Here is a 13,071-nt window from a genome sequence, read left to right on the forward strand (position 1 = left end):
AAGGGCAATCTTTTGCATAAATATTTATAATCCTGACGAATTAAAAAGCCCATGTTTGAAATAATACCCTCCATTTGGATAATAGATGGTAAATGTGTCCGGTTGAAAAGAGGTGATTTTTCAACTCAAGAAGTTATTTCCAATGATCCCCTCGGAATTGCTCAAACCTTTGAAGGAATTGGTATCAAACGACTTCATCTAGTGGACCTGGACGGTGCAAGACGAGGTGAGCCTAAAAATTATCATATACTAGAAGCAATAGCAGGGTATACTGACCTTTTGGTAGATTATACGGGGGGAATTTCTACCGATGGAGATGTTATTAAGTGTTTTGAATTTGGAGCCAGAACTATCACCATTGCTTCCGCAGCCGCAAATCATCCCGAGCGCTTTGCTCAGTTTATCCTTTCCTATGGAAGAGAAAAGATAAATCTGGCAGCTGATACAAATCCAGCTGATCATAAAATAAAAATTAAAGGCTGGCTCAAAAAGACGGAAATCGATCTTTTTGATCATATCGAATTTTTCTATGACCGAGGTTTAAAATACCTCAAATGTTCTGATGTCACTCGTGATGGAGTGATGGAAGGCCCAAATTTTGAATTGTATAAGGAAATCATGGAAAGGTTTCCTACTATTCATATTGCTGCATCAGGTGGAGTGAGAGGAATAGACGATTTCAAAAAGCTGCGAGATATGGGGATGAAAGCTGCCGTATTTGGTAGAGCATACTACGAAGGGAAATTAAGTCTGAATGACTTGGAAAAATTTCTTCAAGAATCCTGACAATAAAAAAAGAGGCTTTAAGCCTCTTTTTTAGTTTCATTATGTTTTCGATTAATCTGCTTTGAATTTATCAACGATGTAAAGAAAAATATTGAAGGAGAGTGTCGAAGGCGATTCATTTCGTTTTGCCTCTTTCTCGGAAATTATCTCTCCATTGATTGATTCTTTCTTTAAAGTATTAATAGGAGATTTTTGAGTTACAGTTGTTTTGGAAATAATGGTTTTTTGAGAATTAGTATCCTGAATGACAGTTAGATCCTCTAAAATTACACGGTCATTGTTTTTTGCATTGACTTCCAAAACTTTTTCATTTTCTGATTGAGCAGAAGCATCTATTGAAAATAAAGCCATACTCAAAACTGATAAGGTCAGAATAAATGCTTTACCGAAATGAAATCTTGAAAATTTCAACATTACTTTCAATTAATTAATTGTGAAATAACTCGGGGATTAGAAAAAGGTACCTAAAATTAAGAAAAAAATTGGCTATGCAAACGATTGACATGGAAGATTTTTCCAAAATAGATCTGAGGGTTGGTACTATTATTCAGGCTGAAGTATTTGAGAAGGCCCGTAAACCGGCATATAAAATTTGGATTGACCTCGGATCTGAGATAGGAGTAAAGAAATCCTCTGCTCAAGTGAGGGATTTGTATTTGCCTGAAGATTTGATTGGACGACAGGTACTGTGTGTTTGCAATTTTGAACCCCGTCAGATTGCTGATTTTATGTCAGAAGTCTTGGTAACAGGCTTTACCTCCAAGGAAGGTGGAATTGTCTTGGCATCAGTAGAACGATCAGTTCCTAATGGAGCAAAACTTCATTGATATTTAGGGTATTGTAATTTTCAATCCTTTTTCTGTCAGTTGACAAGGAATGGTCTGAAGGTCCGAACAATCACTTGATCTGCATTGTCCTGTTTTGAGATCGAATCGATATTGATGCAAAGGGCAGATGATCTCCTCACTAAGATTGACACTACCTGAGATTAAGGACGCTCCTCGGTGTGGGCAAAATGCATGAAAGCCATAGACTTTATCTCCAACTCTTACGATTCCGATTTCACGATTGCCAAGCATCACTTTTTTAATTCGTTTTTCAGGCAACATTTCAAAAATGTCTGAAATCGAGTTCCCTAGTTCGTAATCCTTCATAAACCTTTTCTATATTTTGATTTCTTCAAATTGCCAACAAAAGTTTGGAATTCATTATTTTGGCTCAGCTTTTGAAATTAATTGCAATTAATCCAAATAACTATGACAAAATTCTTGATACTCCCTCTCCTGTTTCTGGCCGGTTTTGTCAGCGGTCAAAGTCTTGATGGTTCTTGGAAATTGGTAAGCCAAAATGGTAATGAAGTTAAAGACCAAGAGTACATTAAGATTTACCAAGATGATTATTTTGCCTTTGGGGTGAAGAATGTCGCTGACAACGCCTTCATCGGTGCAGGTGGAGGGCCTTATAAATTCGAGGATGGGAAATATTCTGAGACGCTCGATTTTTTTACTTTAAATCCACTTCAGATTGGTACTACTACTCCTTTTAAAATTGAATTAGATGGAAAGAAATTGGTCCTGTCCGCGAATACAAATAATGGGATGTTGGTCGAGACTTGGGAAAGAATATCGGATGCGAATGATGATCTTACTGGCAACTGGGTGATCACCGGAAGAAAGCGGGATGATCAAATTTCCCGTTCGACTCCCGGTGCTCGCAGAACTGTTAAAATTCTGAGCGGGGGCCGATTCCAATGGATTGCATTTAATTCCGAAACCAAGGAATTTTCTGGTACAGGCGGAGGAACATATTCCGCTGTAAATGGAAAGTATATCGAAAATATCACCTTCTTTTCAAGGGATAATAGCCGCGTAGGCGCTAGTCTTGGGTTTGATTTTGAGGTGATCGATGGAGAATGGCACCACAGTGGCTTAAGTTCGACTGGTGCTCCGATCTATGAGATCTGGACGCCCTACGCCATAGGTTACAAGCCGGCGAATTAAGTAATATCTAATTGTACGCTCTTTAAAAATTTCCCGCAGATTAACGCAGAAAAATTCGCAGATTATCACAGATTTTTTTCGATTATAATGTGATAGAATCTTATAGATATTTAAGTGAAGCGCATACTCTGTGGCCTCAAAAAAGGTATAAAGTGCACTGATTGAATGAAGTTCTTTTTACTCGCTGACTTCACGAAACTTTTCTCTCAGAGAACTCTGTGGTAAAAATTTTTCCTTTGCGAGAACATTTGCGTTCGAGGCGCTTTGCGGTTAAAAAAAAGTAAATCAGCGATTTCCCTACTCAATGTGACAAGCAGCATTATGGAATAGTCCTTCTTTTATGCTTCCACTGTATAAAGCTCCTTTAGCTTTCCGACAGCAAAATCAACTTCCTCTACGGTATTAAACCTACTGAAAGAGAACCTTACTGAATCGCGCTCAGGATTATGATTCAGCGCTCTCAGCACATGGGATCCCACTGTAGCACCCGAACTGCAAGCGGATCCACCGGAGGCTGAGATTCCTTCCAAATCCAAATTGAAGAGGAGCATACCGCGGTTCGAATCTGAAGGAGGTAGACTGACATTCAAGACAGTGTACAAGCTATTGGCTAAATCTTCAGAAAGTCCATTGAATTCCACGCCAGGGATTTCCTGATACAGTTTTTCAATAAAATGCTTTTTGATTCTTTCAATTTGAGTTCGGTGTCCGGCCATATCTTCATATGCGAGTTCCAAAGCTTTTGCGATTCCGATGATTCCGATTACATTCTCCGTTCCACCTCGCATATTTCGCTCTTGTGCACCACCATGGATGAATGGGTGGATTTTTTTGTCTTTTCTTACAAAAAGAAAACCTGATCCTTTAGGTCCATGAAATTTGTGACCTCCGGCTACTATGGCGTCGACAGGAAGGTTTTTCAGATCGTGAACAAAATGCCCAACTGTCTGAACCGTATCAGAATGAAAAAAAGCACCGTATTCTTTAGTCAATCCTCCGATTCTTTCCAGATCATTCAGGTTTCCGATTTCATTGTTGGCATGCATCAGAGAAACCAGAGTTTTGGGATTTGTCTCTAGCAATTCTTCCAGTTGACTCAGCTCAATTTCCCCTTTGTCATTGACATCAAGTAGACTAAGTTTTACAACTCCTTTTTTTGCCAAGACTTCCAAGGTATGAAGGACTGCATGGTGCTCGATCGGTGAAGTGATGGCGTGAGTGATTCCATGACTTTCGATTCCACATACCAAGGCTGTGTTATCTGCTTCTGTTCCTCCTGAGGTAAAAAAAATCTCCGAAGGACTGGCATTGAGTAGCTCCGCCACCTTTTTTCTGGATTTCTCAATGGCACTCCTCACTTCCCGACCATGACTGTGGACCGAGGAAGGATTGCCATAATGAGATCTCATAAAAGGAAGCATAGATTCGATCACCCGATCGTCCATTGCTGTGGTAGCGGCATTATCAAAATAAACTTTCATCATACTTGGGCTGGGGTGATAAATTTTGAAGGTTAAATCAAGGAAGCACTAACCACTTCTTTGATGTCCTGCATGATTTTCTTTGCCAAATGCTCGGCTGTCGCTTCCGATTCTGACTCAGAGTAAATTCTAATTATCGGTTCAGTATTGGATTTCCTCAAGTGAACCCACTCTTTTTCAAAGTCGATTTTCACTCCATCGATATCATTGATCGGGTGTTTTTTGTATTTATCCTTAATTTCCATAAGGATCTTATCTACATTGATCTGAGGAGTGAGTTCAATTTTGTTTTTTGAAATATGGTAGTTGGGATAGGTCGCTCTCAACATGGAGATTGACTTACCGAAGTTTGCCAAGTGAGTCAGAAATAACGCCACACCAACTAGAGCATCGCGTCCATTGTGAGAAGCGGGATAGATGATTCCCCCGTTTCCTTCTCCACCAATGACTGCATTCACAGCTTTCATTTGATTGACGACATTCACTTCGCCCACAGCAGCAGCGGTGTATTTCCCACCTCTTTTCTCTGTCACATCACGAAGGGCTCGAGTGGAAGAAAGGTTTGAAACTGTATTTCCCGGAGTTTTGCTCAAAACATAATCAGCAACTGCCACAAGTGTATATTCTTCACCAAACATAGACCCGTCCTCGTTGACAAAGGCCAAACGATCCACATCCGGATCAACTACGATTCCAAGGTCAAAACTTCCCTTTTCCAATTTTTTGGAGATATCGCGAAGGTTTTCAGGTAGCGGTTCAGGATTGTGAGGGAAATGTCCATCAGGAGTACAGTACATTTCTTCGATCTCGGTGACACCCAATGCTCGTAGCAATTTTGGAATGGCAATTCCACCTGTTGAGTTGACACCATCCACCACAATTTTAAAATTCCTGGCTTTGATAGCTTTAACATCCACTAATTCCAGATCCAACACATGCTGAATGTGACGGTCTATGTAATCGTCAATTTGAGTATAGCTTCCGAGTTTTTTAACCTCTGCAAATGAGAAAGACTCATTGTCAGCTTTTTCCAAAATGGTTTTACCTTCCTCGTCAGAGATAAATTCCCCTTCTGAATTGAGAAGTTTCAAAGCATTCCACTGCATCGGATTATGACTTGCAGTCAGGATTATTCCTCCTCCGGCATTTTCCCAAGGAACTGCAAGTTCAACTGTCGGTGTGGTGCTAAGGCCAAGATCAATAACATGAATACCCATACCCTGAAGGGTGGCTGAAACCAATCGGGAAATCATGTCTCCAGAAATTCTTGCGTCCCTACCGATGACAACTTTTGGGTTGCTGGTTTTTTCGATTACCCAAGCACCATAAGCTGCTGTAAATTTTACAACGTCAACAGGAGTGAGACCTTCTCCGGCTTTACCTCCGATGGTTCCTCTTATTCCTGATATAGATTTGATAAGCGACACAGTAGTTTGTTATTTTAATTAAAAGTGAATAGCTAAAAAATCCCGTTTGCGACAGGATCAGATTTTATTTGAATTTGGCCATAACCTTGTCTACCTCATTGTCAGGATTGCCACAGGCACTGTTGGAATCCACTGTTTTGCCACAGTAGCCACAAGTTCCTCCGTCTTTATTGAGGTAGGGATTTTGGGAAGCACATGTACCTTTGAACTCACCGTTTTTGAGGAAAATTAGTCTCACAGACATCAGAATGAAGAATAATGCCACAAAGCCTACGGTGATGAATACTGTTGTCATAACGGATAAATTTGCGCAAATTTAGAGCTTTACTTCGAAACGTTCACAATTCCAGCTTAGTTTCCCAAGACATGTCAAATTTGAGTACCCGAGCCGAGCAACTCGCAGCTTTCGATAGATTGTTGACTATTATGGATGAGCTTCGTGCTAAGTGTCCATGGGACAAAAAGCAGACCACAGAGAGCTTGAGGCATTTGACGATCGAAGAAACTTTCGAACTTTCAGATGCGATTCTGGAAGGAAATCCTGAAGAAATAAAAAAGGAACTGGGAGATATTTTGCTCCACATCGTGTTTTATGCCAAAATTGGTTCCGAAGAAGGCACTTTCGATATGGCGACTTTAATTCACACACTTTGTGAAAAATTAATCCGTCGGCATCCTCATATTTATGGTGATGTGGAAGCAAACGATGCTGAAACCGTGAGTCAAAATTGGGAGAAAATCAAGTTGAAAGAAAAAGGAAACGTGTCTGTCTTGGGTGGAGTGCCCAAGTCATTGCCAGCCTTGATTAAAGCCATGAGAATCCAGGAAAAAGCCCGTGGCGTTGGATTCGATTGGGAAGAAAAGCATCAGGTTTGGGAAAAAGTAGAAGAAGAGATGCAGGAATTCAAAGCAGAATTTAATGTACTAAATGATTCAGAAATCGATAAAGAGAAAGCTACGGCTGAATTTGGGGATTTGCTTTTCTCACTGATCAACTATGCCAGATTCATCGAAATAGACCCAGAAGAAGCCCTGGAACGAACAAATCTAAAATTCATCAAGCGCTTTCAATACCTTGAAAATGCTGCAAAATCAGCAGGAAAAAACCTGAGTGAAATGACCCTCGCTGAAATGGATGTGTATTGGAATGAAGCAAAGATGAAGTAGGCAGTTTGCAGTGATCAGTGGTCAGTCACAGTTGGCAGAAAGTCAGAAGGCTGAAGTCAGAAAGCTAAAAGAGGTAACTCAGTATTTCGGGAAGTTTCAGTGATCAGTAATCAGTCACAGTTTGCAGAAATAAGTCAGAAGGCTGAAGTCAGAAATCTGAAATAACAATTATCAATGACCAATTTCCAATTATCAATGATCACTGGTCAATAATCAATTACCATTTACTCTTTACAATTAACAACTCAATTTTACCAAACATGCCCATCCAAATAATCTTCACCCCCGAAGCACCAGCACCGATTGGTCCTTATTCCCAAGCGGTTTTGGCGGGAAATACGCTGTACATCTCAGGTCAAATTGCCTTGGATCCCGAGACAGGCGAATTGATTAATGAAAACATAACAGAAGAGACGCATGCAGTGATGAAAAATATGGAGGCAGTACTACGTGCAGCTGGTTTTTCTTTTGCAGATGTGGTCAAATGCACCATTTTTATCCTCGATATGGGGCAATTTGGCACCATCAATGAAGCTTATGGACAGTACTTTAAGTTAAACCCTCCGGCCAGAGAAACAGTTGAGATAAGTAGGCTTCCAAAAAATGTGAATGTTGAAATCTCCTGTATTGCAGTGAAATGACCAAAAAAATTATTTCATCAAAGGGAATTATTATCTAGGGCATTCCATCTGACTACTTAAAATCAAATTATAAACAGATGAAATAACAATTTTGAATCTTCTTCCCTACCATAGCGAAACACTTGTCAGCGCCCTTTCCAAAAAGGAAATATTGGGTCACTTGATCCGTGTGACTCGAGAAGTAAATTTTTTGGATCCCAGGACTCAACAAAATTCCAAGATCAAATTCAATGGTATGATTGGGCAAGAAGGATTTAGAATATCCAAAGCCATCAATAGAGGAGACACCTTTTTACCTTTGATCACAGGAGAAGTGGAGTCCACTCCTAGAGGAAGTATCATTTTCATGCGCTATAGGCTATTTCCCGGAGCTGTTTTTTTTCTTGCTTTTTGGAGTATCATTCTGCTTGCATTTTCAGCCTTTTACTTTGGTCCAATAAACAATTATCTGTATGGATTTATTTGTTTGGGACTGGCCATTTTAAATTACGTATTAGGGATTTTCTTTTTTCACAGACAAGTAAAATCCTCCAGGGAAGTTTTCCATGAGCTGATCAATTTTGAAATGAAGGGTAAGGAATAAGTTCTGGTTTTTAGGCTAAAAGGCCTTTTGACCTTAACTTTGCGACTTAAATTAAAAACCCAAACACCAAATAATATGTCAATCCGAATCGAAAAAGATACCATGGGGCCTGTGGAGGTTCCAGCAGACAAATACTGGGGTGCACAGACCCAACGCTCAATCAACAACTTCAAAATCGGTGGTGAAAAAAACCGCATGCCGATCGAAATTATCAAGGCTTTTGCGATTTTGAAAAAGGCAGCTGCATTGACCAATGCTGAACTTGGCGTTTTGGATCAGGATAAAGCAGATATCATTGCTACCGTTTGTGATGAAATCACTGCCGGAAAACATGATGATCAGTTTCCGCTTGTGATTTGGCAGACTGGTTCGGGTACCCAATCCAATATGAACTCAAATGAGGTGATTGCTTACCGAGCACATGTGCTCTTAGGTGGTTCTTTGGAAGATGCCAAAAAGAAAATCCACCCTAATGACGATGTAAATAAGTCTCAGTCCTCCAATGATACCTATCCGACTGCTATGCACATTGCGGCATATCAGATGGTGATGGAAAACACCATTCCCGGTGTTCAGAAGCTGAGAGATACCTTGGCTGAAAAAGCAGAAGCTTTCAAAAGTGTCGTAAAAATCGGACGTACCCACTTTATGGATGCGACTCCACTTACTCTCGGACAAGAGTTTAGCGGTTATGTCGCTCAGCTAGACCATGGATTGAGAGCATTGAAAAATACGCTTTCTCACCTATCGGAATTGGCCTTGGGCGGAACTGCCGTAGGTACAGGACTTAACACACCGCAGGGTTATTCTGAACTGGTGGCTAAGAAGATTGCGGAACTTTCAGGGCATCCTTTTGTCACTGCACCTAATAAGTTTGAAGCTTTGGCTGCCCATGATGCCATGGTAGAATCTCATGGAGCAATAAAGCAATTGGCAGTTTCTCTGATGAAAATCGCTAATGACATCAGAATGCTTTCTTCAGGGCCTAGATCAGGAATCGGTGAAATTCTGATTCCTGAGAACGAACCGGGATCTTCTATTATGCCAGGCAAAGTCAATCCAACGCAAGTAGAAGCGATTACGATGGTGGCTGCGCAAGTGATGGGTAATGATGTAGCAATTTCAATCGGTGGTTCGCTAGGCCATTTCGAGCTCAATGTGTTCAAGCCACTGATCGCTGCTAACTTCCTACAGTCTGCCCGATTAATAGGAGATGCATGTGTCTCATTTAATGACAACTGTGCGATCGGCATCGAACCAAATACATCGATGATTCAGCGTCACTTGGAGAATTCATTGATGCTGGTGACTGCTTTGAATCCGTATATTGGTTATGAAAATGCAGCCGCAATTGCCAAAAAAGCACATAAAGAAGGAACAAGCTTGAGAGAAGCTGCAATAGCTTTAAACTTACTTACCTCAGAGCAATTCGACGAATGGGTGAAGCCGGAGGATATGATCGGTGGATTGAAGTAAGTTTTTGAAGTTCTTAAAAACCAAAAAAGCTGCTCCAATGGGCGGCTTTTTTGGTTTTAAGTAGCCCCGCCAAGAATCGAACTTGGATCTAGCGTTTAGGAAACGCTTGTTCTATCCCCGTCCGACTGGCGTCAGCCGGGCGAGCGTTGAACTACGGCATCAATTTTTGTTTTAAAAATTTTCTTCCCCGAGATGATTTGAAATATTTCTCTCGTTTGATGGCCTCATTCAAACTCTCAAATTCTTCAAAATAAACAACCTCAAAAGGGATATATGGACGAATTGAAACTGTCATCCCAGAATTATGTTGTTCCAACCTCTTAATCAGGTCGCTACAATGACCTTTGTAAAAGTATTCAAAGTTTTTGCTTTTGAGCACGTATGCATAATACATAGTTGATTTGATCAAAAGTTAGTAGTCCCGACGGGAATCGAACCCATATCTAAAGTTTAGGAAACTTCTATTCTATCCATTGAACTACGGGACCATAAATAAAGAATCTCCCTTTTGGAGACCAAAGCAAATTTCAAAGTTTAGGAAACGCCTGTTCTATCCGTTGAACCCTACCCACAAGCAAGTAAATACAAGCCCAAGAATTGAACAGATCCGCAAGATAAAGTAAATCTGAACTTTCTGGCAAATATTCTGAACTCAACTTGTGGCTTTCCAATCATTTAAGCTATCTTTGCACTCCAAATTTAGGGTGGACGAGATCCATCCAATCACTTAATCTAAACAATTATGTCTGTAAAAATCAGATTAGCACGTCGAGGCAGAAAGAAACAAGCCATCTATGACGTCGTTGTAGCTGATGCTAGAGCTCCACGAGATGGACGCTTCATCGAAAAAATCGGAACTTACAACCCGAACACAAACCCCGCTTCCATCAACATCAACAATGAGCGCGCTCTTACCTGGTTGTTGAATGGAGCTCAGCCAACTGATACCGTGAAAGCAATGCTTTCTTACAGAGGTATCATGCTGAAGAAACACCTTCAGATTGGTGTATTGAAAGGTGCCATCACTCAAGAACAAGCAGACGACAAATTCAATGCTTGGTTGGGCGAGAAGGACTCTAAAATCGCTGACAAATCCGACAAACTGGCTACTGCAAAAGCAGATGCTCGTTCTAAGGCACTTGCCGCTGAAACTGCCAAAAATCAAGCTCGAATTGATGCCAAGCAGGCAAAAGAAGATGAGCAAAAGGCATTGCTTGCAGCTGCTGAAGCCGCAAACAACCCTGCTCCTGTAGCTGCTGCTGAGGAAATTGTAGCTGAAACTGAGGCTGAAGTAGCTTCTGAAGAAGTTGCTCCTGAAGCATCTGCAGAAGGCGAAGAGCCTAAAGCATAATAAATTCTCCCCATGAACAAGGAGCAGTGCTTTCAATTAGGCTATGTAGCCAAAGTTCATGGACTTCGTGGTGAAGTAAACGTGATGCTGGATGTAGATTATCCTGAGGATTATGAAGACCTCAAGCATCTATTTCTCGAACAGAAAGGCAGATTAATCCCTTTTTTCCTGGAGCATTTTGTGCTTCAACCCGGAAACAAGGCACTGGCCAAGTTTGAGGATTTGAACACCATCGACCAAGTAGAAGGGCTAGTAGGTTCGGAAGTTTATCTTCCGCTTACAGAGCTTCAAGAACTGGAAGAGGATCAGTATTACTTTCACGAATTGATTGGTTTTGAAGTCTTTGACGAGACTAGAGGACTGATCGGGCCTGTGCAGATCGTATATGATCTGGAGACACAGGATCTCCTCGGAGTGACCCATCAGGGAAAAGAAGTTCTGATACCTATTCAGGACGGCATTATTCTCAAAGTGGACAAGGCAGCAAAGAAAGTTTTCTGCCAGCTACCCGACGGCTTACTTGAAATTTATCTGGAAGACTAAATCCATGCACATTGACATTATCTCTGTGGTGCCGGGCTTGCTCGAAGGGCCTTTTTCACATTCTATTCTGAAAAGAGCAGAAGAAAAAGGACTGGCGAGCGTTCGAATTCACAATTTGAGAGATTATGCCACTGGCAAACAAAAGCAAGTCGATGACTATGCCTTTGGTGGTGGAGCCGGAATGGTCATGATGGTTGAGCCAATCGCTCGATGCATCGAGGCACTTCAGAAGGAAAGAACGTACGATGAAATCATCTACATGACCCCCGATGGAGACACCTTTGATCAATCCATGGCAAATGGACTTTCGCAAGTTGGAAACCTCCTGATCCTTTGCGGTCACTATAAAGGAGTGGATCAGCGGGTGAGAGATTTGTTTATCACCAAAGAGATCAGCATCGGAGATTTCGTCCTTTCGGGAGGAGAATTGGCCGCAGCAGTAGTTGCTGATGCTATTATTCGATTGATCCCGGGAGTATTGAATGACGAGACCTCTGCTTTGACGGATTCCTTTCAAGATGGGCTATTGGCACCACCGGTGTACACTAGACCAGCGGAGTTCAAGGGTATCGGAGTTCCGGAAGTTTTGCTTTCAGGGCACGAGGCCAAAATAAGCGAGTGGAGATTTGAAGCATCGGTTCGCCGAACCAAGGAAAAACGACCAGATCTGCTACAAGGCACCGGTTGGGAGTAGGCGAGACAAGATTTAAAAAAGTAATTCATTTAAGCCACTGCGGTGGCAAACTGCGAAAGCATAAAATATAGAGCTATGAGCGAACTAATGAAAATTGTAGAAGCGGAATACAGCGAGGCGAGAGCCAAGTTCCCTTCTTTCAAAGCCGGTGATACCATCAACGTACACGTACGAATCAAAGAAGGTAACAAGGAGCGTATCCAGCAGTTTCAGGGAACTGTGATCCAAAGAAAAAACCCGAATACAAACGGTGAAACTTTCACTGTACGTAAAATATCTAACGGTATCGGTGTAGAGCGTATCTTTCCTATCATTTCCCCAGCTATCGAGCAAATCGACTTGCTAAGAGAAGGTAAAGTAAGAAGAGCTCGTCTATACTACCTTAGAGGACGTCAGGGTAAAGCTGCTCGTATCAAGGAGAAAATCAGACCAAGAAGCTAATTCTTGCTCGGTTAAAAACTCAAAAAAGGAACTCAGAAATGGGTTCCTTTTTTAGTTTAGTCTATTGGATCACCTTAAAATTCGTGGTAGAACCTAAAAAGAATCCTTCCAGTTGCATTCCAAAATTGATTCACCACATAGGTACATAGCGTCACATAGATTTTAGATGCCCATAGCTTTTGGCGGTCCAAAGCCACTTCTCTATGTTTTATTGTAGGATTATTCAGAATGTTGCACGTAAGTAGTAGAATCCGGGAGAAATTTTTGATTTAAATCCCCCTTGCCCCCTTTAAAAAGGGGGAGTTTCCCAAATTCACCATCAAACCCAATTTTTAATTGAGAACGTGCAGGATTACGGATACACACATTTTACTATATGACTATGTGGGTTTAAAAATAGAGGGTTGCCGAAAATTCAGCATCAAAGCCAAATTCTAAATGGAAACGTGTATGGTCTACACGCAAAAAAAACTCAAGAATG

17 protein-coding genes and 1 tRNA gene are annotated in these 13,071 nt (G+C 41.2%); 11 read left to right on the top strand and 7 right to left on the bottom strand.

Annotated elements, in window-relative coordinates; all coding sequences use genetic code 11:
• Positions 1 to 51: 51 nt before the first annotated feature.
• Positions 52 to 786 (top strand): HisA/HisF-related TIM barrel protein, encoded by a 735-nt coding sequence (locus ACK4HU_RS13920; protein ID WP_409807716.1) that lies wholly within the window; start codon positions 52 to 54, stop codon positions 784 to 786.
• 51 nt (positions 787 to 837) lie between these two features.
• On the opposite strand, the gene ACK4HU_RS13925 is transcribed toward ACK4HU_RS13920, so the two are convergent.
• Positions 838 to 1,200, bottom strand: a complete 363-nt coding sequence (locus ACK4HU_RS13925) for a hypothetical protein (protein WP_409807717.1) — start codon at positions 1,198 to 1,200, stop codon at positions 838 to 840.
• 74 nt (positions 1,201 to 1,274) lie between these two features.
• Here ACK4HU_RS13925 and ACK4HU_RS13930 point away from each other — a divergent pair, with 74 nt between their 5' ends.
• A complete protein-coding gene (locus ACK4HU_RS13930; protein WP_409807719.1) occupies positions 1,275 to 1,613 on the top strand; it encodes a tRNA-binding protein in 339 nt (112 codons plus the stop codon).
• A 3-nt stretch (positions 1,614 to 1,616) separates the two neighbouring features.
• Here ACK4HU_RS13930 and ACK4HU_RS13935 read toward each other — a convergent pair whose 3' ends face one another.
• Positions 1,617 to 1,940 carry a Rieske (2Fe-2S) protein gene (locus ACK4HU_RS13935; protein WP_409807720.1) on the bottom strand — a complete coding sequence of 108 codons (324 nt, stop codon included), beginning with the start codon at positions 1,938 to 1,940 and terminating at the stop codon, positions 1,617 to 1,619.
• Between the two features lie 102 nt (positions 1,941 to 2,042).
• Between ACK4HU_RS13935 and ACK4HU_RS13940 the strand changes: the two genes are divergently transcribed.
• Complete coding sequence (locus tag ACK4HU_RS13940) at positions 2,043 to 2,786, top strand: hypothetical protein (RefSeq protein WP_409807722.1); 744 nt, start codon at positions 2,043 to 2,045, stop codon at positions 2,784 to 2,786.
• 338 nt (positions 2,787 to 3,124) lie between these two features.
• Here the strand turns inward: ACK4HU_RS13940 and ACK4HU_RS13945 are convergent, their stop codons facing one another.
• The 3 genes from ACK4HU_RS13945 to ACK4HU_RS13955 form a co-directional block, all read right to left on the bottom strand.
• Positions 3,125 to 4,267 (bottom strand): cysteine desulfurase family protein, encoded by a 1,143-nt coding sequence (locus ACK4HU_RS13945; RefSeq protein ID WP_409807774.1) that lies wholly within the window; start codon positions 4,265 to 4,267, stop codon positions 3,125 to 3,127.
• Between the two features lie 32 nt (positions 4,268 to 4,299).
• Entirely contained in the window at positions 4,300 to 5,694 is a 1,395-nt protein-coding gene (gene glmM, locus ACK4HU_RS13950) for a phosphoglucosamine mutase (protein WP_409807724.1), read from the bottom strand.
• Positions 5,695 to 5,758: 64 nt separating this feature from the next.
• A complete protein-coding gene (locus ACK4HU_RS13955) occupies positions 5,759 to 5,989 on the bottom strand; it encodes a hypothetical protein (protein ID WP_409807726.1) in 231 nt (76 codons plus the stop codon).
• A 71-nt stretch (positions 5,990 to 6,060) separates the two neighbouring features.
• On the opposite strand from ACK4HU_RS13955, the gene mazG reads away from it, so the two are divergent.
• The 4 genes from mazG (at position 6,061) to fumC (ending at position 9,561) form a co-directional block, all read left to right on the top strand.
• A complete protein-coding gene (gene mazG / locus ACK4HU_RS13960; protein WP_409807728.1) occupies positions 6,061 to 6,861 on the top strand; it encodes a nucleoside triphosphate pyrophosphohydrolase in 801 nt (266 codons plus the stop codon).
• Between the two features lie 260 nt (positions 6,862 to 7,121).
• Positions 7,122 to 7,502, top strand: coding sequence for a RidA family protein (locus tag ACK4HU_RS13965; RefSeq protein WP_409807730.1), 381 nt, complete (start codon positions 7,122 to 7,124; stop codon positions 7,500 to 7,502).
• A 91-nt stretch (positions 7,503 to 7,593) separates the two neighbouring features.
• On the top strand, positions 7,594 to 8,085 hold the full coding sequence (locus ACK4HU_RS13970; RefSeq protein ID WP_409807732.1) for a hypothetical protein: 492 nt from the start codon (positions 7,594 to 7,596) through the stop codon (positions 8,083 to 8,085).
• 75 nt (positions 8,086 to 8,160) lie between these two features.
• Positions 8,161 to 9,561 (top strand): class II fumarate hydratase, encoded by a 1,401-nt coding sequence (fumC, locus tag ACK4HU_RS13975; protein WP_409807734.1) that lies wholly within the window; start codon positions 8,161 to 8,163, stop codon positions 9,559 to 9,561.
• 151 nt (positions 9,562 to 9,712) lie between these two features.
• Here fumC and ACK4HU_RS13980 read toward each other — a convergent pair whose 3' ends face one another.
• A complete protein-coding gene (locus ACK4HU_RS13980; protein ID WP_409807735.1) occupies positions 9,713 to 9,955 on the bottom strand; it encodes a GIY-YIG nuclease family protein in 243 nt (80 codons plus the stop codon).
• Positions 9,956 to 9,977: 22 nt separating this feature from the next.
• Positions 9,978 to 10,049: transfer RNA gene (locus ACK4HU_RS13985), tRNA-Arg, on the bottom strand.
• Between the two features lie 254 nt (positions 10,050 to 10,303).
• Here ACK4HU_RS13985 and ACK4HU_RS13990 point away from each other — a divergent pair.
• The 4 genes from ACK4HU_RS13990 (at position 10,304) to rplS (ending at position 12,590) form a co-directional block, all read left to right on the top strand.
• Positions 10,304 to 10,912 carry a 30S ribosomal protein S16 gene (locus ACK4HU_RS13990; RefSeq protein WP_409807737.1) on the top strand — a complete coding sequence of 203 codons (609 nt, stop codon included), beginning with the start codon at positions 10,304 to 10,306 and terminating at the stop codon, positions 10,910 to 10,912.
• A gap of 12 nt (positions 10,913 to 10,924) precedes the next feature.
• Positions 10,925 to 11,455, top strand: a complete 531-nt coding sequence (gene rimM, locus ACK4HU_RS13995) for a ribosome maturation factor RimM (RefSeq protein WP_305352563.1) — start codon at positions 10,925 to 10,927, stop codon at positions 11,453 to 11,455.
• 4 nt (positions 11,456 to 11,459) lie between these two features.
• Positions 11,460 to 12,149, top strand: a complete 690-nt coding sequence (gene trmD, locus ACK4HU_RS14000; RefSeq protein ID WP_409807739.1) for a tRNA (guanosine(37)-N1)-methyltransferase TrmD — start codon at positions 11,460 to 11,462, stop codon at positions 12,147 to 12,149.
• Between the two features lie 75 nt (positions 12,150 to 12,224).
• The gene (gene rplS / locus ACK4HU_RS14005) at positions 12,225 to 12,590 is read left to right on the top strand and encodes a 50S ribosomal protein L19 (protein WP_409807740.1); all 366 of its coding nucleotides are present in this window, start codon (positions 12,225 to 12,227) and stop codon (positions 12,588 to 12,590) included.
• The last annotated feature ends 481 nt before the right edge of the window (positions 12,591 to 13,071 follow it).

Source organism: Algoriphagus sp. (genome assembly GCF_046296635.1).
Lineage (GTDB): Bacteria > Bacteroidota > Bacteroidia > Cytophagales > Cyclobacteriaceae > Algoriphagus.

Coding starts and splice junctions, on each gene's coding strand:
- ACK4HU_RS13920 (WP_409807716.1), top strand. CDS start 52: ATGTTTGAAATAATACCCTCCATTTGGATAATAGATGGTAAATGTGTC.
- ACK4HU_RS13925 (WP_409807717.1), bottom strand. CDS start 1,200: ATGTTGAAATTTTCAAGATTTCATTTCGGTAAAGCATTTATTCTGACC.
- ACK4HU_RS13930 (WP_409807719.1), top strand. CDS start 1,275: ATGCAAACGATTGACATGGAAGATTTTTCCAAAATAGATCTGAGGGTT.
- ACK4HU_RS13935 (WP_409807720.1), bottom strand. CDS start 1,940: ATGAAGGATTACGAACTAGGGAACTCGATTTCAGACATTTTTGAAATG.
- ACK4HU_RS13940 (WP_409807722.1), top strand. CDS start 2,043: ATGACAAAATTCTTGATACTCCCTCTCCTGTTTCTGGCCGGTTTTGTC.
- ACK4HU_RS13945 (WP_409807774.1), bottom strand. CDS start 4,267: ATGAAAGTTTATTTTGATAATGCCGCTACCACAGCAATGGACGATCGG.
- ACK4HU_RS13955 (WP_409807726.1), bottom strand. CDS start 5,989: ATGACAACAGTATTCATCACCGTAGGCTTTGTGGCATTATTCTTCATT.
- mazG (WP_409807728.1), top strand. CDS start 6,061: ATGTCAAATTTGAGTACCCGAGCCGAGCAACTCGCAGCTTTCGATAGA.
- ACK4HU_RS13965 (WP_409807730.1), top strand. CDS start 7,122: ATGCCCATCCAAATAATCTTCACCCCCGAAGCACCAGCACCGATTGGT.
- fumC (WP_409807734.1), top strand. CDS start 8,161: ATGTCAATCCGAATCGAAAAAGATACCATGGGGCCTGTGGAGGTTCCA.
- ACK4HU_RS13980 (WP_409807735.1), bottom strand. CDS start 9,955: ATGTATTATGCATACGTGCTCAAAAGCAAAAACTTTGAATACTTTTAC.
- ACK4HU_RS13990 (WP_409807737.1), top strand. CDS start 10,304: ATGTCTGTAAAAATCAGATTAGCACGTCGAGGCAGAAAGAAACAAGCC.
- rimM (WP_305352563.1), top strand. CDS start 10,925: ATGAACAAGGAGCAGTGCTTTCAATTAGGCTATGTAGCCAAAGTTCAT.
- trmD (WP_409807739.1), top strand. CDS start 11,460: ATGCACATTGACATTATCTCTGTGGTGCCGGGCTTGCTCGAAGGGCCT.
- rplS (WP_409807740.1), top strand. CDS start 12,225: ATGAGCGAACTAATGAAAATTGTAGAAGCGGAATACAGCGAGGCGAGA.